The sequence below is a fragment of the Paenibacillus sp. J22FR83 genome, assembly GCF_059691955.1.
The window spans coordinates 78,952-101,095 of sequence record NZ_JCAUAM010000022.1 but is presented as its reverse complement, the minus strand read 5'-3'; the positions used below and the strand labels follow the sequence as shown (position 1 = coordinate 101,095).

19 protein-coding genes are annotated in these 22,144 nt (G+C 47.8%); 14 read left to right on the top strand and 5 right to left on the bottom strand.

Annotated features, from left to right (window positions below; all coding sequences use genetic code 11):
* Positions 1-254 precede the first annotated feature (254 nt).
* The 4 genes from AC58PV_RS30145 to AC58PV_RS30130 all read left to right on the top strand — a co-directional run bounded on the left by AC58PV_RS30145 (position 255) and on the right by AC58PV_RS30130 (position 3,639).
* The gene (locus AC58PV_RS30145; protein WP_497436552.1) at positions 255-791 is read left to right on the top strand and encodes an NUDIX domain-containing protein; all 537 of its coding nucleotides are present in this window, start codon (positions 255-257) and stop codon (positions 789-791) included.
* A gap of 120 nt (positions 792-911) precedes the next feature.
* The gene (locus AC58PV_RS30140; protein ID WP_497436551.1) at positions 912-1,193 is read left to right on the top strand and encodes a LysR family transcriptional regulator; all 282 of its coding nucleotides are present in this window, start codon (positions 912-914) and stop codon (positions 1,191-1,193) included.
* A 192-nt stretch (positions 1,194-1,385) separates the two neighbouring features.
* On the top strand, positions 1,386-2,540 hold the full coding sequence (locus AC58PV_RS30135; protein WP_497436550.1) for a Gfo/Idh/MocA family protein: 1,155 nt from the start codon (positions 1,386-1,388) through the stop codon (positions 2,538-2,540).
* Between the two features lie 16 nt (positions 2,541-2,556).
* Entirely contained in the window at positions 2,557-3,639 is a 1,083-nt protein-coding gene (locus tag AC58PV_RS30130) for a Gfo/Idh/MocA family protein (RefSeq protein WP_497436548.1), read from the top strand.
* On the opposite strand, the gene AC58PV_RS30125 is transcribed toward AC58PV_RS30130, so the two are convergent.
* Positions 3,623-4,528 (bottom strand): AraC family transcriptional regulator, encoded by a 906-nt coding sequence (locus AC58PV_RS30125; protein WP_497436547.1) that lies wholly within the window; start codon positions 4,526-4,528, stop codon positions 3,623-3,625. The two genes, AC58PV_RS30130 and AC58PV_RS30125, sit on opposite strands and share 17 nt — an antisense overlap.
* Positions 4,529-5,079: 551 nt before the next feature.
* On the opposite strand from AC58PV_RS30125, the gene AC58PV_RS30120 reads away from it, so the two are divergent.
* The 5 genes from AC58PV_RS30120 to AC58PV_RS30100 all read left to right on the top strand — a co-directional run bounded on the left by AC58PV_RS30120 (position 5,080) and on the right by AC58PV_RS30100 (position 9,060).
* Positions 5,080-5,262, top strand: a complete 183-nt coding sequence (locus AC58PV_RS30120; protein WP_497436546.1) for a DUF4177 domain-containing protein — start codon at positions 5,080-5,082, stop codon at positions 5,260-5,262.
* A gap of 104 nt (positions 5,263-5,366) precedes the next feature.
* Positions 5,367-6,095 (top strand): (Fe-S)-binding protein, encoded by a 729-nt coding sequence (locus AC58PV_RS30115; protein WP_497436544.1) that lies wholly within the window; start codon positions 5,367-5,369, stop codon positions 6,093-6,095.
* Positions 6,092-7,606, top strand: a complete 1,515-nt coding sequence (locus AC58PV_RS30110; protein ID WP_497436543.1) for a LutB/LldF family L-lactate oxidation iron-sulfur protein — start codon at positions 6,092-6,094, stop codon at positions 7,604-7,606. The genes AC58PV_RS30115 and AC58PV_RS30110 overlap by 4 nt, the downstream gene beginning before the upstream one ends.
* A complete protein-coding gene (locus tag AC58PV_RS30105; protein WP_497436542.1) occupies positions 7,599-8,339 on the top strand; it encodes a LutC/YkgG family protein in 741 nt (246 codons plus the stop codon). The genes AC58PV_RS30110 and AC58PV_RS30105 overlap by 8 nt, the downstream gene beginning before the upstream one ends.
* A 13-nt stretch (positions 8,340-8,352) precedes the next feature.
* The gene (locus tag AC58PV_RS30100) at positions 8,353-9,060 is read left to right on the top strand and encodes a FadR/GntR family transcriptional regulator (protein ID WP_497436541.1); all 708 of its coding nucleotides are present in this window, start codon (positions 8,353-8,355) and stop codon (positions 9,058-9,060) included.
* A 268-nt stretch (positions 9,061-9,328) separates the two neighbouring features.
* Here AC58PV_RS30100 and AC58PV_RS30095 read toward each other — a convergent pair whose 3' ends face one another.
* From AC58PV_RS30095 to AC58PV_RS30080, 4 genes are all read right to left on the bottom strand, one after another.
* Positions 9,329-10,408, bottom strand: coding sequence for a Ger(x)C family spore germination protein (locus tag AC58PV_RS30095; protein ID WP_497436539.1), 1,080 nt, complete (start codon positions 10,406-10,408; stop codon positions 9,329-9,331).
* Complete coding sequence (locus AC58PV_RS30090) at positions 10,405-11,514, bottom strand: hypothetical protein (RefSeq protein ID WP_497436538.1); 1,110 nt, start codon at positions 11,512-11,514, stop codon at positions 10,405-10,407. The genes AC58PV_RS30095 and AC58PV_RS30090 overlap by 4 nt, the downstream gene beginning before the upstream one ends.
* Before the next feature lie 3 nt (positions 11,515-11,517).
* Positions 11,518-12,861 (bottom strand): spore germination protein, encoded by a 1,344-nt coding sequence (locus AC58PV_RS30085; protein ID WP_497436537.1) that lies wholly within the window; start codon positions 12,859-12,861, stop codon positions 11,518-11,520.
* 88 nt (positions 12,862-12,949) lie between these two features.
* On the bottom strand, positions 12,950-13,594 hold the full coding sequence (locus AC58PV_RS30080) for a phosphatase PAP2 family protein (RefSeq protein ID WP_497436536.1): 645 nt from the start codon (positions 13,592-13,594) through the stop codon (positions 12,950-12,952).
* Between the two features lie 583 nt (positions 13,595-14,177).
* Here AC58PV_RS30080 and AC58PV_RS30075 point away from each other — a divergent pair.
* The 5 genes from AC58PV_RS30075 to AC58PV_RS30055 all read left to right on the top strand — a co-directional run bounded on the left by AC58PV_RS30075 (position 14,178) and on the right by AC58PV_RS30055 (position 21,899).
* Positions 14,178-15,683 (top strand): malate:quinone oxidoreductase, encoded by a 1,506-nt coding sequence (locus AC58PV_RS30075; protein WP_497436534.1) that lies wholly within the window; start codon positions 14,178-14,180, stop codon positions 15,681-15,683.
* A 330-nt stretch (positions 15,684-16,013) separates the two neighbouring features.
* Positions 16,014-16,982 (top strand): ABC transporter permease, encoded by a 969-nt coding sequence (locus AC58PV_RS30070; RefSeq protein WP_497436533.1) that lies wholly within the window; start codon positions 16,014-16,016, stop codon positions 16,980-16,982.
* A 23-nt stretch (positions 16,983-17,005) separates the two neighbouring features.
* Positions 17,006-17,890: a carbohydrate ABC transporter permease gene (locus AC58PV_RS30065; RefSeq protein WP_497436532.1), complete on the top strand. Its 885-nt coding sequence runs from the start codon at positions 17,006-17,008 to the stop codon at positions 17,888-17,890.
* Between the two features lie 55 nt (positions 17,891-17,945).
* On the top strand, positions 17,946-19,493 hold the full coding sequence (locus tag AC58PV_RS30060) for an extracellular solute-binding protein (RefSeq protein WP_497436530.1): 1,548 nt from the start codon (positions 17,946-17,948) through the stop codon (positions 19,491-19,493).
* Between the two features lie 120 nt (positions 19,494-19,613).
* A complete protein-coding gene (locus AC58PV_RS30055) occupies positions 19,614-21,899 on the top strand; it encodes a helix-turn-helix domain-containing protein (protein WP_497436529.1) in 2,286 nt (761 codons plus the stop codon).
* Positions 21,900-22,144: the final 245 nt, after the last annotated feature.

Sequence of the window (22,144 nt, the reverse complement as noted above, 5' to 3'; positions counted from 1 at the left end):
GAATTTACCGGTGTTCTGGGGGAATACATGGATTTTATACAGTTATATTTGGGGATTGCTGATCAAATGAAGATTAGATGGAAAACCTCCAGTTAAATCGACCTGTTTTATCCGATTCGAGAGAAAGTGGCAGTTTTACCTGCATATTTTACAGTTAAATTAGATACTCAGGGGAATATGGCGAAAATAGCTGTATATTTTCCATTTAGGTGAGAAGAAACCCAACACATAAACAAGAAAATGGAGTGCATCCTGTGAAAAAGAAACTCATCCTCAGCATTGATTATAATCAGAATAGTTCGTTGTTTCATGCGTTTGCCGGTGCGCTGCCCCATCAACATATCCTATTATCGAAGGAGTGTCTGAGGGAAGAAGCGAATTGTGTTCTGATTTTTGCTTTCTATCAAGGTAAGCTGGTTCTTGTTAGGCATAAGGATCGCGGTTGGGAATTACCTGGAGGAACTAGGGAGGAAGGCGAGTCTATTATACAAACGGTTATCCGGGAGATGCATGAAGAGGCTGGCGGAGAACTCGATACGATTGAACGAATTGGGCAATACCTCATTTATGAAGGGAACCATCTTGTATTTGTGAAAAATATCTATATTTCAAAGGTAAGTAAGCTTAATGAGCTGCCAAAAGGATTCGAGACGGATGGTGTCAGGCTGTTAGATGTTGTTCCAAAGCAACATGAGATTATAAATGACCCTACATTTAGTCCCTTATTGAAGGACAATGTGTATGCGATTGTCTCCGAATGGATTAGGGATCACCCCTTTACCAATCACTAGTCATTTGTGTGTCTCGGCAGAAGCGGAAATACAGCGTTTTGGGGGATTGGTATCGTCCTATGCATTGACAATATTTATTGATAATGATAATCTTTATCAATAAATGAGGGTTTTGTTTAAATGGGAGTGATCTGTCTGAAATGGCTGGATAAAATAGAAACATTTATCACACTAGCTGAATGTCTTTCTTTTACGGAGACGGCTAAACGTTTGTACTGCTCCCAGCCGACCATTACGACGCAAATTCAGCAGCTGGAGGAGCAATTTCAGGCAACTCTTTTTCTTCGTTTAGGAAAGAAAATTGAACTGACGAAGCAGGGGGAAGTATTGCTTGAATACGCGAAGAGAATGACAAGTTTGGTCGAAGAAGCGACCGTTAAAATAAAAACGGCAGATCAATAGAACACTAGGGTCAAGTATTGTAATAGATCAGACAGAAGAGTCCTTGCGGTGTGCGAGGGCTTTTTTTGTTTTGCTTATCAGACACTGGATATGTAAACCGCAAAGTAACGGCATTTTTGCACAAGCTAACGTCACTTTTGTAACCGTATTCTTGGTATGCTTGGAACAACAAAAAGCAAGGAGATGAAGTGGATGCTGAAGGTAGCGATTATCGGTGCTGGCGCGATCTCGAGGGCGCATATTGAAGCGTATTTACAATTTCCAGAGCGGTGTACGATTGTCGCGATCAGTGATATTTATGAGGATAAAGCGCAGGAACGCATTGACCAGTTTGAGCTGAAAGATGCGAAGGCTGTGAAGGATTATAAGGAGCTGCTGGAAGCCGGGATCGATCTGGTGTCGATCTGTACGCCACCGTATACGCATGCTTCGCTTACAGTTGAATTCCTAGAAGCAGGCGCGCATGTCATGGTGGAAAAGCCAATGGCTTCCTCGCTCGAGGAATGCGATATCATGAACGCGGCTGCGCAGCGGACAGGCAAGCTTCTCTCGGTGGTTGCGCAGAACCGCTTCAAGACACCGATGATGAAAATGAAATCGGTGCTGGAAAGCGGCCTCATGGGCAACATCGTCCATACGCAGGTCGATTCTTTCTGGTGGCGTGGCCACTGTTACTATGACCTATGGTGGCGCGGCACGTGGGAGAAGGAAGGCGGCGGCCCAACGCTGAACCATGCGGTGCATCATATCGACGCCTTGCTGTGGATGATGGGCAGCCCGACAGAAGTGCAGGCGTTCATGAGCAATGTGTCGCATGACAACGCGGAGGTCGAAGACCTCTCGATCGGGATGCTGCGCTTCGCGAACGGATCGTTGGGGCAGATCACGAGCTCGGTCGTGCATCATGGCGAGGAGCAGCAGTTGATCTTCCAAGGTGCGAAAGCACGCGTATCTGCGCCATGGAAGGTGAAGGCGTCGAATTCGACGTCGAATGGTTTCCCAGAGCCGAATACGGCGCTAGAGGAGGAGCTGCAAGCTTTGTACGATGGTTTGCCAGAAGTGATTTACGAAGGGCATGCCGGTCAAATCGACAATGTGTTAACCGCTATTGAAACTGGCGCACCTGTGCTAATCGATGGGATTAGCGGGCGTCAAACGTTGGAGCTTATCACGGGTATTTACAAATCAGCGAGCACGGGTGAGCTTGTGAAATTCCCGCTAGGCGCGGAAGATGCCTTCTATACAAGAAGCGGCGTGCAGGCGAATGCGACCCATTTTTATGAGAAGAACACATCGATTGAAAATTTCGCACCACAGACGATTACGACAGGAAGCTCATTTAAATAAGAGGAGATTGATGGAAATGCAAAAAAGCGATGGCATGAATTACGCTCCGCAAGGGAGTTTTCAAACGGTATGTCAGCCTGGGGAGTTTGTTTTCGCAGCGGCAGCATTGGATCACGGGCATATTTATGGGATGTGCAATGGTCTGCGCGAAGCAGGCGGGGAATTGAAATGGGTGTACGATCCAGATCCGGCCAAAGTGGATAAATTCCTGAGCACCTACCCTGGTGTGCGTGCGGCAAGTTCGTTGGAGGAGATTCTAGGAGATGCCGAAGTGAAACTGGTGGCAGCTGCGGCGATTCCTTCTGATCGCGGTCCTCTAGGGCTGCGTGTGATGGATAGCGGCAAAGATTATTTCACCGATAAAGCACCGTTTACGACTCTAGAGCAGTTGGAAGCGGCGAAGGCGAAGGTAGCGGAAACAGGTCAGAAGTATGCGGTCTATTACAGCGAGCGTTTGCATGTCGAAAGTGCCATCTACGCAGGGCAATTAATTGAACAGGGCGCAATCGGTCGCGTTCATCAAGTCATTGGACTAGGGCCGCACCGTATTAGTTTATCGAGCAGACCGGATTGGTTTTTTGAGAAGGAGAAATTCGGCGGTATCTTGTGCGATATCGGGAGTCACCAGATTGAGCAGTTCCTGTACTTTACAGGGGCAAAAGATGCGAAGGTTGTGCACAGTAAAGTAGCCAACTACAATTACCCGCAGTATCCGAATTTTGAGGATTTCGGGGATGCGACGTTAATCGGGGACAATGGAGCAACGGGTTATTTCCGGGTAGACTGGATGACGCCAGATGGGCTGAGTACTTGGGGAGATGGCCGCATGACGATTCTGGGGAGTGAAGGATACATTGAGCTTCGCAAATATGTCGATATCGCCAGAGAGCAGACGAGTAATCACGTGTACCTTGTGAACAAGGATGGGGAGCAGCATTTCGCGGTTAGCGGGCAAGTCGGTTACCCATACTTCGGGCAGCTAATCTTGGATTGCTTGAACCGCACGGAAGTGGCGATGACGCAGGAGCATGCCTTCAAAGCAGCAGAGCTGTGCCTGATTGCGCAGCGCGATGCGATGATCATTACGGGCGCTGAGTAAAGGATGCCTCGTGATGCTTCTGTAGTTGTTTGCGATATTGGTGAGGCGTAATGCCGATGTGGCTCTTGAACATTTTGCAAAAATAAGAGCAATTCGTCACCCCAATCGCCTCGCCAATGCGAGCAACCGCCTGATCCGTTGACGTAAGCAGCTTCACGGCTTGCTGCAACCGCCGAGCAGTCACATAGTCGGAAATACTCGTGCCCGTGCACTCAGTGAATAGATGGGACAAGTGGTAGGGGGAGAGATGCAGTTCAGCGGACATCAGTTCCAAGCGCAGCGGTTCAGTGTAGTGCTCCTCCAACCAGCTAAGAATACGCTCGGCTTGATGGGTTTTGCGTGTGCGCGTGGGGCCAGAGCGATTCTGATCTTCACTTTGTGCCCACAGCGGCATGAAGCTACGAAAAAAAGCGATGAGAAAGAGGGAATATTCCTCTAGCTCATCTTTTTTGTCTATGGAGGGCAGCTTCGTTTCTAAGCTTTGGAAGATCGAATGGAACTGATTCTCCTCCTCTAGTCCATAGAGACAAGGAGCATGCAGCGTGCTGGTATGGATATGCTTGAAAAAAGCCAACATTCGCGGCCAATGTGCGAAATAGGATTCATAGACGGATGGTTCAAATTGAACCACAGTCCGCACGAAAGGCGTTTCGGGGTCCATCTGAATATGGTGCAACTGAAACGGCTGAAACACGCAAAGCGTGCCTGAGGTTATCTCATAGCTCTTCTGATCAACGATCAGCGTCCCACGACCCTCATGCACGACTAGGATTTCAATGCCTTGGTGGGCGTGAAACGTACCCTGATACTTGTCAGATCCAATGGTGCTTCGCTGATAGGCAAAATAGAGCGGGATCTCGTTCAAGCCGATATTTTGAACATAGGACATCAGGCTCACTTCCTCTTCGGTGTAGAATTGTAGGCTCTGGGTGGCTCGTTACAGCCAAAGTATACAGGAATGGGGCTTGAATCGGCAAGGCTATTAGGATTACCTGTATTTTCTACAGCTAATTGAACGTAATTTGAAGAGAATTGCGTGGTGTGGCTAGATTAGCTGTACTTTTTACATCTAATTGATAAATTCAGTCGATTTTCAAGAAATTAGCTGTACTTTATACATGTAGTTGTGGCGCGAGGGGGGAGTGGGCAGAAGGCTGTACAGCACTTGGATTACAGGAATTATAGCGTGACTATAGAATAACTTAGCTAATAATTCTGCATTGAGGGGAAAGTGTTGGCAGCCAATTTACTAAAAATCATATATCCCACAAGGGGAGCGCATGTTCACACGTAAATGGATATATGTTTTCACGGCGATGACTTTCTTCATTGCTTATGATTGGTTTCGTAGTGCTATTCCCCAAATGGATAATTGGTCATACATGCAGCTTGATCAAGCCAATCATTCGAATCATAACGCTACATTGAGGAGGAGTTACCATGTACGAATACAAGTATGTCGAAACGACACTCGGTGGATTTTTCAGTTCAGCGAAGCATCGCGAAACCATTGATGAACATGCCTTAGAGGGATGGCGATTGGTACAGGTACTGCCGACTAATTATAACGGTCATGGGAAGCCGCTGGCTTATGAGGTTATTTTTGAGCGAAAACTTGGGTAATGTTCCGTTTATCTGGCATAAACCCCTTCTCAAGAGAAGGGGTTTATGTTAAACTCAACTTGTCTGACAACCTGATAAGTTAATGAAAGAAAGTGGGGCTTTTCATGAAGGTTTCCTTATTTATTACGTGTTTAAGTGATGCACTCTATCCGAAGGTTGGCGAGGCTATTGCTCGACTGCTCGGGCACTATGGCGTCTTGCTGGAATTGCCGACGGTGCAAACGTGCTGCGGTCAGCCTGCCTACAACAGCGGCTACTGGGATGAGGCGCGAGCAACAGCGAAGACGATTCTTACAGCATTTGACGATAGTGACTTTGTCATTTCGCCATCGGGCTCATGCACGTATATGATTCATCACTATCCGAATTTATTTAAGGATGAACCGGAGTGGTTGGAGAAAGCCATACAGCTTCAGAACAAAACGTATGAATTTACACAGTTTCTCGTCAATGTGCTAAACATTGAAGACTTGGGCGCTGTGTTTCCACATAAGGTAACGTATCATCCGTCTTGTCACGGAAGCAGGCTGCTCGGCGTGAAGTCAGAGCCGCTCGCACTTCTCCAAGGCGTCAAAGATTTGGAGCTAGTGCCACTCCCTTTTGCAGAAGATTGCTGTGGATTCGGTGGAACCTTTGCGGTGAAGATGGCCGATATCTCGGGTGCGATGGTGCAGGAGAAGGTCGATCACGTGAAGGAAACCGAGGCTGAGGTGCTGGTTGGTCTGGATTTGGCCTGTCTGATGAATATTGCGGGCAATCTGCGCTATCGGAATGAGCCGGTGAAGGTGATGCATCTAGCTGAGCTGCTATATGAAGGGGTGAAGCGGGCATGAGTCAAGCGACTAGCAAATCAACAGTTAAAGAGCGGGCCGATATCGCGTTGAACGATGAGTTTCTGCGCAAAGCGGTCAAGTTCACGACGGAGCGGTTGCGCGGTGGCAAGCTGAAAGCAGCGGCCGATCACGGGAACTGGGACGATTGGCGTGAACGCGGCAGACAAATTCGACTGCATACGATTGCGCATTTGGATTATTATTTAACGACGTTTGCGAACAATGCGAGAGCGAATGGGGTTCATGTGCATTTTGCCGATACGGATGCCCACGCGGTTAAAATTTCCCTGGAAATCGCAGCAGCCAAGCAAGCCAAATCGGTCGTGAAATCCAAGTCGATGGTGACGGAGGAGCTGCATTTGAACAAGGCGCTTGACTCCATTGGGGTTGAAGCGATTGAGACGGATCTAGGTGAGTACATCATTCAGCTGGCGGATGAAACGCCGTCCCATATCATTATTCCAGCTATTCATAAAAATAGATATCAAATCGCCGAGCTCTTATCGAAGGATGCGGGGGAGACGCTTGCTCCCGATACGACGATTCTGGCTGGCTACGTTCGCAAGAAATTAAGAGAGAAATTCCTGGAAGCCGATATAGGAATGACGGGCTGTAATTTTGCAATTGCGGAGAGCGGATCGATGGTCTTGTTTGAAAATGAAGGCAACGCCCGCATGGTCACGACGGTGCCCAAGACGCAAATCACGCTCATGGGGATGGAGCGCATTATCCCAACCTGGGCGGATCTTGAGGTCATGGCGACGCTGCTTCCTCGTTCCGCAACAGGGCAGAAGCTGACCGTGTACATGTCGGGCATCACGGGTCCGAGAAGAGACGCAGATGCGGATGGTCCGGAAGAGATGCACATCATCATCGTGGATAACGGACGCTCGCAGCAACTCGGCGACCCTGAGTTCCAAGAGCTGCTCAACTGCATCCGCTGTGGTGCATGTCTGAACGCGTGCCCGGTATACCGCCATATCGGCGGCCATGCTTATGGGGGCACGTACAGCGGGCCAATCGGCGCGGTGCTTACACCGGCGCTCAAGAAAAATGTGGCGGATTGGGATGACATTGCCAACGCTTCAAGTCTGTGCGGCGCCTGCTACGAGGCATGCCCAGTGAAGATTCCGCTGCACGACATGCTCGTGTCACTGCGCCGCCGCAAGGTCGAAAGCGGCCATGGCGACAAGATCGAGGCCGCGGGTATGAAGGGCTTTGCTGCGCTGATGGGCAGCTCGAAACGGATGGGCGCGGTGCTTAAGCTGGGCCGCATCGGCCAAAAGCTCGTCGTTCGCGACGGCGGCATTCGTCTGAAGGTCGGCCCGCTTAAAGGGTGGAACACGTACCGCGTAACACCAAGCCTGCCGAAGGCCTCTTTCCGCGAGGGTTGGAAGACACTCGAGCAAGAAATTCGCCATGGGCTGACTGAGGCTGATCCCGCGATTCAAGCAAGGTTGGCGGAAGCCTTGGCGGCACGAAGCAAAAAGGGAGGACATCATCATGGCTAAACGTGACATCACGCCAGAGTGGCAGGCGAAGCTGCAGGAGCTGGATCAGCAAGCGCTAGTGGAACAAGAGCGTTTCATTCAAGGCATCGCCCAGAAGCTGGGGCGCGCACGGGTAACGGAGAAGCCGGCCCATCCTTACCAAGGGGCTTCAGATAGCTGGAAAGCGTTCAACTGGTCCCCAGAAGAACGCATCGAGAATTTTACGGCGAACTTTCATGCCGCAGGCGGGCATGTCGTCCGAGTACCTTCGATGGAAGCGGCGAAGGCAACCATTCAAGAACTCGTTGGCACGTTAAGTGTCAAGCGTGTGATTCATCAGGATCAAGCGGAGCTTCATGCGCTGGAGCTTGGTGATGCCCTTCCTGAAGTCGACATCGCGGTATGGAATACCGATGAGGACACGAATTGGAAGGCTAGTGCAGCGAACGCCGACATGGGTATCGTCTTAGCTGATCATGCCGCGGCTTACACAGGCTCGTTAACTGTGTTATCATCGAAAGAAAAAGGCCGATCGGTGAGCTTGCTCCCCACAGCATTAATCGTCCTGCTGCCGATTGAACGATTGCGAACGAGACTAGGCGAGATTCTCGCTCCACTTGATGGGATTGCAAGGAAGGATCTGCCTGCCGGCATTCACTTCATCTCAGGCCCAAGCCGTTCGGCGGATATTGAGAACGATTTGACAATTGGTGTTCACGGACCAGGGATTGTGCACGTGCTACTTATCGGATAGAAGAGGTATTTCTATGGAAGTTACGAAGCTGCAGAAACAAAATCATTATGATGAGATCGCTCAACAAATCAAAGATATGATTATGCAGGGGCAGTTGAAGATGGGCGATAAGCTTCCTTCTACCAAAGAACTATCCGAGCGCTTCGGCGTCGGCCGTTCCACGATGCGGGAAGCCCTCAGCGCCTTGAAGGCGATGGGCCTCATTGAGATTCGTCAAGGCGGCGCATGTCGTGTGATCCGGCAGTCGCCTTCCGAAGTATCCTTGCCAGAGTGGACGTCTCTTCGCATGAATCGTACGACGCTCCTAGAACTCATGGAAGTGCGGCAATCGCTGGAAATATCGATCGCATCTATTGCTGCACGGAAAAGAACTCCGGAGGATTTAGCCCAACTGGAGCGCATCATGCAAGACATGGGGACTTCCGTAGGTAATGATGCGGAGGGGGAACGGACGGATCTCGGTTTTCATCAGTTGCTCGTTCAAGCGACGCATAATAGCATTATGGAGCAAACTTTTGAATCCATCCGTAACGCGATGGAAATGATGATCCGCGATATCCGGCGCGCGGAGCTGTATGCGAACCAGGAAGTAGCGGTCCAGCTTCTGAAAGAGCATAAAGTCATCTATGAAGCGATTTGCTGCGGTGACCCCGTGCGAGCATCTCAAGCGATGCGTGAGCATTTGGAGCATGTGGAGAGCATTTTGATCAAATATATATGAATTGCTGAGGGGCTTCCCACATCTCAATAAGGTGAGGGAGGGCCTTTTTTTGTGCAAAATGATACACGCCATGCGACAAGTATGGACACGTTTTCATGTTCCTGGGACGCCTAGGCGGGCTGCCGTAAGTCGAAAAAATCGACTTACGGCAACGAATCACGCGCGCCTGAGCTTTCTATCACGAGGCCTGGGCTCTCCGCCACATAAGCCCGAGCTTCTCCGTCACATAAGCCTGAGCTTTTACCCCCTGCTCCTTTTAAGTACGCCATCAATGCACCAATCCCGTACCCTCAATCTTCACATGTGTCTCCACCTTGAATTTAACCTGTGGATAAACGGACTGCCAATAGGCCCAATCCTTCTCTTTGCCAAAATGCTGGGCTAAATAGTGAAGCCCGAAGCCATAAGGGTCAACATCGGCATCCCTAATTTTGTAGAGGAGTGCCTCTATAGTTTGGTTGACCTGCTGTTCGAGTTGTGTCTTAACTTGGTGAGGATCCAAATTGATAATACCCTGTTCAATCATGCCCGTAAGATCGAGTTTGAGTGTGACGACAGGCGTAGTTTCTTTGGAAATGGAAACGTGCTTCTTGACACGTGCTACATAGAAGCTTAGAGGTTCTCCATCATAAGTGATCGTAATCCCAGCCTTGCTAAACTCATTCGCACTCAAATTATAAAGCTGAGTTTCCTGTGGATTGAGGATGGTACGTTGCTTTTTTTTATTCAGCAAAGCAAGGTGCTCAACGACATAAGAATCTCCATCGAAGCTAATAATCGGAAAATAGGGATCTAACCCGGTTTCTTTGAAGCGGCGGAACGTATCAAATAAAAGCGCGGTTACCGTATAAGGAGAAACGGTTCCTTCTTTACCGAAGGTGAGAAAAAAAGAGTTTCCAGCAAGTCTCTCCGTAGTGGGGTTCGATTCAAGAAGCTTTCGCGCATTAGGTTCGGCAACGGCTGTATAAGAAATGAGCTGAATGTCGCGTCTTCGAGAAAGCCAATTTAGTGGTTCTTCTAAGGACTCCTTCGTTAACTCAGCGCCGAATAGGAACATACGACAATGCCCGAAATCCAGTTCTTTATCAACGTGTGCTTTGAGATTTCTTACGGCTTCGGCAATGCTTTTGGCCTCTTGATGTTCGATCTGGCTTTCAGCCAGGCCCTCACCGACCTTTGAGGCGGGGATGGCAAGCCGCAGCGTGACGAGATAAGGCTTATCCTCCTTGCCTGTCCAATCAATACCCATGGCAACGACAAAGAATCGCTTGTCGATATCTTTAAAGCTGCAACCGCCTAGGCATGTACAGATAAGCAGAAGGGAAATCCCTGTGAGAAGTGTCTTCATAAGTGGACCTGTTCCTTTTTTTGCTTCCTTACGAAATAAAACATCAGGAAAAGGAAATAGATTTCAACGAAAAATCGAAGCACTAACCAAGCTTCGGAGAAATGCTGATTTCGCTCCAAATTAATAACACGCATGAAAAGGAGTGCAAGTAAACCAATGCCCACTCCGAGCCCTACGTTCAGCCATGGAACAGGGTCTTCTTCAACTTGAACGGCACCATTCATGGAATAGCGGAGCAACATAATTGTCGTGTGCCAAGTATTCATGACGAATAACAGTGATAGCCCTGTGAAGAGAAGTAGGAAGACGAACAAAACACGGTTAATAAACCCGTATTCCGTCACCATGGAATCAGCTGTCATACTCCATAGGTATACATAATTTTGTACACCAACCGTACCATGGAAACCGATAGGCACAAAAAAAGTAACCAGCAAGAAGAGCACGCCGAATAGCGGCACGACCCAACGAAAGCGAAATTTAAAACCTACGGTATATAACCGATTGAAAATGAGGAGGCTGAGGTAGCCAGAGAATAGAAACGTAGAGGCAGCGATTGTATCGAAGGAAGGTGGTTTATTGACATACCCCGCTACATAACGAATCGCATCCCAATTTATGTTTTCATTAAAGGTGGCTTTCATGATAAACAAAATGAGTAATGGTGAACTAAGAATAACCATAACTTCATGAATGAACTGGACCGTACGTGTAGATCGGCTGCATGCCCATACGGCCGCGGTTGCCATAAGACTTAGGTTCAGAAAGGGATTGATGTCGGGGTAGAAGAACATTCGAACCGTTTCTGAATATGCATAGATCACGATAATACCTGCTGGTAGCCAAAGGCACAGCGCGGCAAATAAGATGTTGATTTGACTAAACCAACGCGGCGTATACCGATCACATATTTCCGGGAATCCAAGTCCTGGAAAACGCTCGAAGCAAGCCATGGTACCAAGTGAGAGGATGGTGCCAATCACCATGGCAACTAGCATGCCTGATACAGCGCCATTGAACCGGTCTCGGATGAGCAGAGAGGGGACAAACATCATGATATTAATCATGCCAACATAAAGCACATGATAGTAGGTATAGCGCGACATGAGTTATTTTGCCCCCTTTCTAAGGTTGGAGTGATGCGCTTTCGCCTCAAGTTTAGGGATATAGAGGGCCAAATAGGGTTGGCCAAAGCTTCGCAGACTACACCAATAGGAAATTAAGATGAAGCCAAACACGACGACACCAAGTAAGCCAAAGAATATGGCAGCTATCACAAAGATATATTTAACGAAGCGTACCGAGTATCCAAAGCTGTTATTGGGAAATACGAAATTGGAAATCGCAACGACAGAAGTCACAATAATCATAATGGAGCTAACTAAACCTGCTTGTTGAATGGCTTGTCCCAAGATGAGGCCGCCAACAGTCGTGGCGGTTGAGCCCACATAGCGCGGTAGCCGGAGACTAGCCTCGATCAAAGCTTCGATCATGAATAACATGATGAAGACTTCGACAAAGGATGGATACGGGACGACGACACGGCTTCCTGCAATCGAAAGGGTCAGTTGGACGCGAAGCACTTCAGGGTTGTAAGAAACAATCGCAATATAAAGAGCGGGTAGTGTAATGGTTAAAAGCATGGCAAAATAGCGCAGCAGGACGAGGCATTTGCTCATCCAATAGGATTCATAGTCATCATCCATGGCATGCAGGAAATCAAACAGCCGTACAGGCAGAACGAGTCCGAAGCGGCTTCCATCTAGAAGAAGGGCAATTTTCCCTCGTTCGAGCATAGATGCGATACGGTCTGGCCTTTCTGTCTGAATGATGATGGGGAAAAACCGACGCCTCTGCCCCGAGAGCGATTGCAAGAGCTGGCCGGCAGCTTGGAGAACTTTGATTTGTATGGTGGAAATCCGCTCATTTAATAGTCCAAGTACATCTTCGTTGACTAAGCCTTTGTCATAAAGAACGCTGACTCGCGTCTTCGAGATTTGTCCAATCGTATGGGTTTCTACGCAAAGGGAGGGCGCATTATAACGCATCCGAACGAGGCTAATATTTAAATCCAAATCTTCGTTAAACGCACTCTGCGGCCCTTGTATGGCAACCTCAACCTGAACGGTATCGGGTTTGTCTTGGAACTTCCGCTGTATGTCGAATCGGTAAACCTGTTCTTCAATTTGAAAGAGAACCGTGCCTTTAAGTAGTAAGAACGTCCAATGCTCGGGGTCATCCACTTTGCCGAAGGCAGGGCTCGCGTTAATCATACGGTCGAATTCTTCCGGATTAAAGCAGTAGGAGTAAGGAACGGTCAATCCGTTTTTGAGTAGGGCCAGGTCACAGAGAGAGGGGAAGTAAATCACTTCCATTTGCATATAGCCGTTGTCGAGGGTGTCATAGAATAGATCAGCAGGATTATTCAGTTCAGCACGAATGCGTTCGATCAAGCCAAGCCCCCCTATTCCCTTACATTACCATTCGGTTTAGCGTGCCCAGAAAGGGGGGAGAATAATCAGAACAGTTCTAGCGTAGTAGTTATTTGTATTTCCGATTTTCCATATACCACTGGAAGATCCAAACGCAGAAAGTGAACCAGAATCCGCTAGCCAAATAGGCGCCGAGAACGTCACTTGGATAATGGACGCCGAGATAGATCCGACTCGTACCAATGAGGAGTATCATTAGGATACTTATTAAAATGACAATCCTTCTGCCGCTTTTCGAGGAGATGTGCCGCCAAAGCAGGAAAGAAAGCGCAGCATACAGCGCAAAGGCTGCCATGGAGTGACCACTTGGGAAACTATAACCGGTTTCTTCAATCAGTCTGTGAAGCGTAGGGCGCTCCCGTTGAAAAAAGAACTTTAAGATCTGATTTAAGATGGCTGTGCCCGCCACGAGAACAATGAATAGAACCAATTCAAGTCGATGGTGCAGGAATTTAAAGAAGAGGAATAAGCAGCATAGGGAAATAACAACTACAACGGTCGTTGAACCGATAAAAGTGAACCCATGCATAATGGGCGTTAACCAAGGAGATTCCATCCCTTGAACCACAGAAATAACACTGCTGTCGAATTGTGCGATCCACCGCCCTTTGATGAGGGAGGCGACTACACTAAAACATAGAACCGAAAGAATGCTTAGAACTAGGAAGACAGTTACTTTTAATTTTGCTCGCATGATTAAGTTAGCTCCAATTTCATCAGATTTAAGTAAAATAAGGGTACCAAACTACTATAAATGATTACTATTTACAATTCCTTCATGTCATTATAGTAAACAATTGTGCGCCAAGCTGCAAAGGGAGGGATGGATTCCAGGGAGTAGGAGCAGGATATAGGTGGAGATTGGCATTGTGGGGGAAAGTTATATTATGGGTATTGGGTAAAGTATGTTGCTGTAGAGCACAGTTTCGTTTATAATGAATTGCGCGAAGTTTGGTTTGAGTACCATCAGCGCATGGAAAATAACTAACTTTGTCATTCGATTGCGTAAATATGTGATGCCATTAATCATCAATGGACCTACAGCTACAAGCTGCAGGTCTTTCTTAGTAGTTATTCGTTTTATCGACACGACTTCTTCGTCTCACTTCTTGTCGTAGTGCTTATAACTATCATATAATAGTAATAAATATTGGATCGATTGTCTTATTAATGATACAGAAAAGGTGTGTGTCTAGTCTGCGTCCTGGCTTGCTGTAACGCTGAAGTAGGCGCGTCTATATCCTTTCTGCAAATTTCAGGGTATAAGGATGGTTAAAATGAGCAACAGAGAAACGAAAACAGACGTCATCTTAATTGGTGCAGGAATCATGAGTGCGACTTTGGGGACGCTTCTGAAAGAGTTAGTGCCTGAATGGGAAATCAAAGTTTTTGAAAAGCTCGAAAGCGCTGGAGAGGAAAGCTCTAACGAATGGAATAATGCGGGTACAGGGCATGCAGCACTGTGCGAGCTTAACTACACGTCCGAGAAACCAGACGGATCTGTCGATATTAGTAAAGCAATTCAAATTAATGAACAATTTCAGCATTCGATGCAGTTCTGGTCCTATCTCGTCAATAGCAAGCTAATCCGTAATCCAGAAGACTTCATTATGCCATTGCCTCATATGAGTATGGTTCTAGGCAAACAAAATGTATCGTTCTTGAAGAAACGTTATGAAGCGATGTCCAACAACTCACTGTTTCAAGGGATGGAATTCTCCGAAGATCCTAAGAAGTTAATGGAATGGATTCCGCTGATTATCAAAGATCGTCCAACTAATGAACCGATCGCGGCAACCAAAATTGATACCGGTACGGATGTAAACTTTGGCGCTTTAACGCGTATACTATTTAATCACTTAAAGACGAAGAACGTTGATATTAAATACAAGCACAGCGTTGATAACTTGAGACGTACTAGCGATGGCTCATGGGAATTGAAAATACGTAATATTAACAGTGGCAGTGTTGAACGCCATACGGCTAAATTCGTTTTCATCGGTGGTGGTGGCGGAAGCTTGCATCTGCTGCAAAAGTCCGGCATTCCGGAAGGTAGGAATATCGGTGGATTCCCGGTAAGCGGAATATTCATGGTATGTAATAATCCAGCTGTCGTCGCACAGCACCATGCCAAAGTCTACGGTAAAGCGAAGCTCGGCGCACCGCCAATGTCAGTTCCGCATCTGGATACACGTTTTATCGATAATAAAAAGTCGTTATTATTTGGACCATTCGCTGGCTTCTCGCCTAAGTTCCTCAAAACGGGCTCCATGTTCGATTTGGTTACGTCGGTTAAACCGAATAATCTCGTGACGATGTTGTCGGCTGGTGCCAAGAACATGTCCTTAACGAAATACCTGATCGAGCAAGTCATGTTGTCCAAAGAAAAGCGCATGGAAGAGCTGCGGGAGTTTATCCCAAGTGCCAAAACGGAAGATTGGGAGTTAGTTGTAGCGGGCCAACGTGTACAAGTTATCAAAGACACGGCTGCTGGCAAAGGAACCCTTCAGTTTGGTACGGAAGTCATTAGTTCAGCTGACGGTTCATTAGCAGCATTACTCGGCGCTTCGCCTGGGGCTTCTACCGCGGTTTCGGTTATGTTGGAGTTAATGAAGAAATGTTTCCCTGAACATATCAAAGAGTGGGAACCGAAAATAAAAGAAATGATTCCGAGTTATGGTGTGTCACTTCTGAAACATCCAGAACTTATCGAAGAAATTCATACGTCGACCACTCGGATTCTTGGCTTAAGCGGCAAGAAATCGTTAGAGGTATCACGTTAATAAATAGTGGGGAGTTTCGCTTCGCGGCGGAGCTCCTTTTTTGATTGTATAAAGCTCTATCCACCGGCCTATCGCCGAGCGGATAGGGCTTTTCGTCATCTCTGTTCCGTCCATAGTCGTCCCTCCGACGCCGAGTATAACAATGACTATGCGGTGTCCGATGATGACTATACTATGCCGCAATCCCTTGCTGTGACAGGCTTTTCGCGTCCTCCCGAAACACGTGCAGGAATGACTATGGACGGCAATATCACGTGTTCCCTATGATGCAGAGGTAGCAATCAACGTGTTCGAATAGGAACAACACCAGGTAAGAAAGGAAGTGCAGTTATGCACACGGAATCAGCCCTAGCCGCGACCAAGGCGTCCGCGACATCCGCGAGAGGGATACATCGTAAGCAACATATGAAACGCATGCTGCGTAACCGATGGCTGTATCTGATGCTGCTCCCTGGCATCTTGTATTTTCTCGTTTTTAAGTACGTACCTATGTACGGCGTACTCATCGCTTTCAAGAATTACCAGCCGTTCCTCGGCTTCTGGGACAGTGAATGGGTGGGAATGAAGCACTTTAATCGGTTCTTCGGAGACCCGCTGTTCTGGCGGCTGCTCAGCAACACCTTCATATTAGCGATTTATAATATTGTGTTCTTTTTCCCATTACCCATTATTATCGCGCTGATGCTGAATGAACTTCGGGTGGAGTTGTTCAAAAGAACGATTCAAACGGTGGTGTACATCCCACATTTCATGTCTTGGGTCGTCATCGTATCCATTGTTTACCTATTCTTCACAACCGAAGGCGGTCTAGTGAACGAGGGAATTAAGTCGCTTGGCGGAGACAAGATTAACTTCTTGCTCAGCGCGGACTGGTTCCGAACGTTCATCACAGCAGAGGTGATTTGGAAGGAAACAGGTTGGGGGACGATCATTTTCCTAGCCGCGTTGTCAGGCGTGGATCCCCAGCAATATGAAGCTGCTCGCATCGATGGGGCGAACCGCATGCAACAAATGATGCATGTGACGTTTCCCGCGATTCGCTCCACGATTGTGATTCTGCTTATTCTGCGGCTTGGCCATTTCCTGGACACCGGATTTGAGCAAATTTGGCTGATGCTGAATGCGATGAATCGCGAGGTTGGCGAGGTGTTCGACACCTATGTGTACTCGACAGGAATTTCGGAAGGACAGTATAGCTATAGCACGGCTGTAGGCTTGTTCAAATCAGTTGTTGGACTCGTGCTCGTAGCAGCTTCGAACTTTATCGCCAAGCGAATGGGCGAGGAAGGTGTCGTGTAACATGATGGAACGGAGGCTATCCCATGGTTAAAGATCGTTCGTTAGGCAGCAGGTTGTTCGATGGCGTCAATATCACCTTGTTAACTGTGTTTGCGTTGGTGACATTGATCCCTTTTATCTATATCGTTGCGGGTTCGTTTGCGACCCAAAAGGAATTATTGCAGAGAGGCTTTATCCTGTTCCCGACGGAATTCTCGATAAGTGCCTATGCGTACATCTTCTCTACCGGAACGTTGATGCGCAGCATGGGCGTCACGATTTTCATTACGATTGCAGGTACGTTCATCAATATCATGATGACATGTTTGATGGCCTACCCGCTGGCTCGGAAAGATTTGGACTACCGTAAACCGATTCAAATCGCTGTTATTTTCACCATGCTGTTCGGCGGTGGGATGATCCCGACGTTTCTCGTGATTAAACAGCTAGGCATGATTGATACGTACTGGTCTTTGTTGATTCCCGGCGCAATTAGCGCATTCAATCTCATCATTATGCGGAATTTCTTTCAGCAGCTGCCCGACGGCTTGGAGGAATCTGCTAAGATCGATGGCTGTTCCGATCCAGGAATACTGTTCCGCATCGTCATACCGCTTTCCCTGCCGGCCATTGCCACGTTCTCGCTATTTTATGCGGTGGGACATTGGAATACTTTTTTCAGTGCCGTGCTCTATATTAATGACTCTACAAAATGGCCGATTCAAGTGCTGCTCAGGCAGATTGTCATCATGTCTGATGGCGGCGGGCTTGGCGATTCAACTTCACTCGCAGCCGATTTCGTACAACCGCCTGAGCAAAGTGTGAAGATGGCCGTTATCGTTATTTCCACATTGCCGATTCTGATTGTGTATCCGTTTCTACAAAAGCATTTCGCGAAAGGTGTATTGCTGGGTTCCGTTAAAGGGTAAACTGTTTCCACAGTTTCTCGATAGATGTATCATATAAAAAGGGAGGACGTTTACTATGAAAAAAATGTTGCATCCGAAAATGAGTAAATCCATCGCATTAGCTTCCGTTCTAACACTGACTGCTGGGGTAGCTGCAGGTTGTGGCGGAGGGAGCAAGGAAGCGGTGAGCGCCGATGGTAGTGCGAAGCCGTCCACAGCAGCAACGGAATCAGCTAAGCCGGCAGCTCCTTACAAAATGTCGATCATGATGCCGAGCTTTAATCCGGAGCCGATGTCAACGGACGGTGAGATTTTCAAGAAAATCCAAAGCGTGACGAACACAGAACTGAAGTTGAATTGGGTGCCATCTGCGACCTATTCGGATAAATTAAGCGCAACGGTCGCCTCAGGCGAGCTGCCGAGTGTCATTACCGTTTTGAATCAGAAAGTACCTTTCATTGTGAATTCTGTTCGCTCAGGCATGTTCTGGGAGCTCGGGCCTTACTTGAAGGATTATAAAAACTTAAGCCGCATGAACCCCATTGCCTTGAACGCGATTTCCATCGATGGCAAAGTATACGGGATTTATCGGGAGCGGGATTTGGCGAGAGACGGGATTACCCTGCGTAAAGATTGGCTAGACAATCTGGGCTTGCAGGTACCGAAAACGATTGATGAGTTTTACAATGTGCTGAAAGCTTTTACGAATAATGATCCTGATAAAAATGGTAAAAATGATACGGTTGGACTCGTTGAACAGCAAACGCCTGCAGGTTGGAGAAGTGTCTTGGCTTGGCATGGTGGGCCTGCCGATTGGGAGTTAAAGGATGGCAAGATGAGTCCAGCTCACCTGTCACCTGCGTACTTGGAAACGATGAAGTTCTACAAAAAGCTGTACGATGAAAAGCTGATCAACCTCGATTTCGCAGTGGTCAAAGACGGCCGCCAAGTGATGAACAAAGGAACAGGGGGAGCTTGGGTTGCGAACCTGAATGATGCGAATGGGATTGAAGAGCAAGCGAAGAAAGTAGATCCGAAAGCCAAAGTTACGATCATTGGTGCATTGGAAGGACCGAAAGGACTTCGCAGTATCGCGGGAACTGGATCTTACGGGATTTTCATGATTCCTAAGACGTCTGTAAAAACGGAAACTGAGCTGAAGGCGATTTTGAACTATTTCGATAAATTATCCGATAAAGACATGCAAAATATGCTCTACAATGGTATTGAAGGCCGTCAATACACGGTTGAAAACGGTGAATACAAGAAAACAGCAGATCCTAAATTACTTGTAGAGTACGGGATGGGCGATTCTTCTCAGCTTGCTGTTTTAAGAGATCAAGTGACAACGTTCGGTCCTGAGCTTGTGCACCAACGGGACAATGTATGGAAAGAAAATGCGAAAATCGCGATCGAGAACCCAGTCAATGCGTTAATTTCTGACACGGCAAGTGAGAAAGGCAAGGAACTGGATAAATTGATCGAAGACGCGAGAACCAAATTTATTATGGGTGCGCTGGATGAGAGCGGCTGGAACAAAGTCGTGGAACAGTGGAAGCAAAATGGCGGCAGCAAAGTAATCGAAGAGTATACAGCCGAATATAACAAATCAGCCAAGAAATAATCGAAGTCTTGTGCCCCAGCTGTCAGGGTCTGTGTTTTTCCCCATGGCACAGATCCTATTTGTTATACTAGAGGAATTGACAGTAACCAAGACTAGTCTGCTGAAGGAGACAACTGGGGCATGAAGACACATACGTACTTACGCAAATTAATCGTGCTGACGCTCGTTGTGGGGGCTTTTCCGGTTCTCATATTGGGGTGGTATTCCTATACATATTCCTCTCATACCGTTCTGGAAAAGGTGAACGAAAGCAACGCACAGATCTTGCGTCAAACGCAGCTGCGCGTCGAACAGACTTTGAAGACCATCGATTACACGGCGTCGCAATTGCTGAATACACCGCTAATGACAAGCGCGATTGGCAAGCGGCTGACGATCACGGATGCAGAGTTGATCAATGATCTCTACGATAACCTTCTGGGGATACAGACTTTCGAACTTGGGATCAAGGACGTCTTCCTGTACAGCCTGGAGAATGACTGGTTAATTAGCAATTCAGGTTTTAATGAATATAGTCATGTGAACATGAAGGATCTGTTGCGTGAGTTCGCAACGATGCAACCTGGCTCCAAGTGGGTCAGCATGGACTTATCCGAGCGCTATGATGCGGAATCATTGGTCGTGAGCAATAACTACACGATTATGAATGTGAAAAAGTGGCCGATCAACTCCCTGAAGCCTCAGGGCATGATGGCGGTGCTGTTGTCAGGGAAGGAAACGAACAACCTGATCGATTTAGAAGACGACGACATGGGACAAATGTACATCGTGGATGAAATGAACAAGCTCGTTGCCCACCAAGACCGGACAATGATCGGTAAGGATATGTCGCAAGAGGCGTTCATTCGTCACATTGCGGAATCCAGTGAACCAACGGGGCTGTTCAAGTCCCGCATGCAAGACGAGGACATGTCCATTTCTTATCGCAAATCAGCCTACAACGGTTGGACGTACGTGTCTGTGCTTCCGATTAGCGAGATGACGAAGCGGGCCAAAAGCATTGCGTGGACATCCTTATGGGTCAGCGTCATCGCTTTATGTACGTCCGTTATCATTGCCGTGCTAGGTACACGAAGTGTATACAGGCCTGTAAGAAGCATCTATCGCTCTCTTGCGAATGCCAAAACGTCTCGTGAAGCGAAGGACGAAATGGGCGTCATTAGCGAGGGCATTCAATCCCTTTTGTCCAATCAATCGCGTATGCAATTTCAATTAGAGGGCCAACAGGAGCATATGACTGAGCTGCTCGTTCGCAAAATGCTCACGGGCGAAGCGAAGTCATCGGAGATTCAAGAACGGCTCCAGTATTATGGCTATACGTTGGAGTGGGACAAAATGCGCGTGCTCCTCTTCCAAATCGATGATTTGGCGGAGAGTCGGTTTGATGAGAAGGACCGTGATTTGCTGCTCTTTGCGATTAGCAATATCGTGTCGGAACTAGTGCCAAGTCAGGAGCGGTTGGCTCCGATCGTTTTTCAAGATGCGGTGCTATTGATTGCAGGTACGCAGACAGGCTCGGAAGAGGCATTCAAGGATAACGTGTTCGAGATGGCCGTAGCCATTCAGGAAGCGGTGAAAGGTTACTTGTCCGTAGAAGCGAGTGTAGGCATTAGCCGAAGCTTCGCGCATTGGATGGATGCGGAGCAGGGCTACGCGGAATGCGTAGTAGCGCTGAAATATCGCGTGCAGCTCGGAAGGGAGGCCGCATTGTTCATTGAGGACGTGCAGCCCAAGAAAGGCAAGGAGAGTCAATATCCGAAGGAAGCGGCTGCGCAAGTCATCGATGCGATTCAGTCGTCAGATAAGTCGCGTGCGCATGAAGCGTTAGCCATCTTTATCGAGAATGCCTCCAAATCCGTCGATAACCACAACGATTATCAGCTTTCACTCGTGCGTCTGTTGGTCGATCTGATCCGTCTGCTGCAGGACTCCGGCATTTCGTTATATGCGCTGAATCAGAGGGAACGATCCTTGTTCGACGAGCTGCTGCACCTTCATGCTGCCAGGGAGATCGAAGCTTGGTTCTATGAGCAAATTGTAGAGCCTAGCATCGGCTTGCTGGAGGAGCGGAGGGATACGCAGTTCCGTACGATTTCGGATGAAGTGAAGCGACTGATTGAGGAAGCGTTTGATACGGATTTGACGTTGGAAAAATGCGCTGCCCGCATTAATTATCACCCGCAGTACATCTCTCGGGTATTCCGTCAGGAGACGGGGATTAACTTTGCCGAGTATCTGGCGCAATACCGTCTCGATATTGCCAAGCGTTGGCTGCGCGAGACGAATATGACGGTCACGGATATTGCCGAGAAGCTTAAATACAATAATCCGGCGAATTTCATTCGCTATTTCCGCAAAATGGAAGGCATAACTCCCGGACAGTATCGGGGCAAGCCAGAGAAATGAGATTGACTCCGTCCTCGGAGGACGGAGTCGGCGTTGAATAACTGGATTTTCTGCATCTAATTCAAGCGAAATGCTGTGATTTCCTAGATTAACTGGATTTTCTCCCGTTATTTATAGGCGATATCGCCAAACGGGTAATTTTGAGCAGGAATAGATGTAGGAAATCCAGTTAAATTCCTCATAGGCTAGTTTTTCTGGGAAATAGATGTAAGAAATCCAGTTAACTTCTTACTCAAGCGTTTTAG

What these genes read in the sequence shown, in the direction of transcription:
- AC58PV_RS30140 (WP_497436551.1), top strand. Translation starts at nt 912, where the DNA reads ATGGGAGTGATCTGTCTGAAATGGCTGGATAAAATAGAAACATTTATC.
- AC58PV_RS30135 (WP_497436550.1), top strand. Translation starts at nt 1,386, where the DNA reads ATGCTGAAGGTAGCGATTATCGGTGCTGGCGCGATCTCGAGGGCGCAT.
- AC58PV_RS30130 (WP_497436548.1), top strand. Translation starts at nt 2,557, where the DNA reads ATGCAAAAAAGCGATGGCATGAATTACGCTCCGCAAGGGAGTTTTCAA.
- AC58PV_RS30125 (WP_497436547.1), bottom strand. Translation starts at nt 4,528, where the DNA reads ATGTCCTATGTTCAAAATATCGGCTTGAACGAGATCCCGCTCTATTTT.
- AC58PV_RS30120 (WP_497436546.1), top strand. Translation starts at nt 5,080, where the DNA reads ATGTACGAATACAAGTATGTCGAAACGACACTCGGTGGATTTTTCAGT.
- AC58PV_RS30115 (WP_497436544.1), top strand. Translation starts at nt 5,367, where the DNA reads ATGAAGGTTTCCTTATTTATTACGTGTTTAAGTGATGCACTCTATCCG.
- AC58PV_RS30110 (WP_497436543.1), top strand. Translation starts at nt 6,092, where the DNA reads ATGAGTCAAGCGACTAGCAAATCAACAGTTAAAGAGCGGGCCGATATC.
- AC58PV_RS30105 (WP_497436542.1), top strand. Translation starts at nt 7,599, where the DNA reads ATGGCTAAACGTGACATCACGCCAGAGTGGCAGGCGAAGCTGCAGGAG.
- AC58PV_RS30100 (WP_497436541.1), top strand. Translation starts at nt 8,353, where the DNA reads ATGGAAGTTACGAAGCTGCAGAAACAAAATCATTATGATGAGATCGCT.
- AC58PV_RS30095 (WP_497436539.1), bottom strand. Translation starts at nt 10,408, where the DNA reads ATGAAGACACTTCTCACAGGGATTTCCCTTCTGCTTATCTGTACATGC.
- AC58PV_RS30090 (WP_497436538.1), bottom strand. Translation starts at nt 11,514, where the DNA reads ATGTCGCGCTATACCTACTATCATGTGCTTTATGTTGGCATGATTAAT.
- AC58PV_RS30080 (WP_497436536.1), bottom strand. Translation starts at nt 13,594, where the DNA reads ATGCGAGCAAAATTAAAAGTAACTGTCTTCCTAGTTCTAAGCATTCTT.
- AC58PV_RS30075 (WP_497436534.1), top strand. Translation starts at nt 14,178, where the DNA reads ATGAGCAACAGAGAAACGAAAACAGACGTCATCTTAATTGGTGCAGGA.
- AC58PV_RS30070 (WP_497436533.1), top strand. Translation starts at nt 16,014, where the DNA reads ATGCACACGGAATCAGCCCTAGCCGCGACCAAGGCGTCCGCGACATCC.
- AC58PV_RS30065 (WP_497436532.1), top strand. Translation starts at nt 17,006, where the DNA reads ATGGTTAAAGATCGTTCGTTAGGCAGCAGGTTGTTCGATGGCGTCAAT.
- AC58PV_RS30060 (WP_497436530.1), top strand. Translation starts at nt 17,946, where the DNA reads ATGAAAAAAATGTTGCATCCGAAAATGAGTAAATCCATCGCATTAGCT.
- AC58PV_RS30055 (WP_497436529.1), top strand. Translation starts at nt 19,614, where the DNA reads ATGAAGACACATACGTACTTACGCAAATTAATCGTGCTGACGCTCGTT.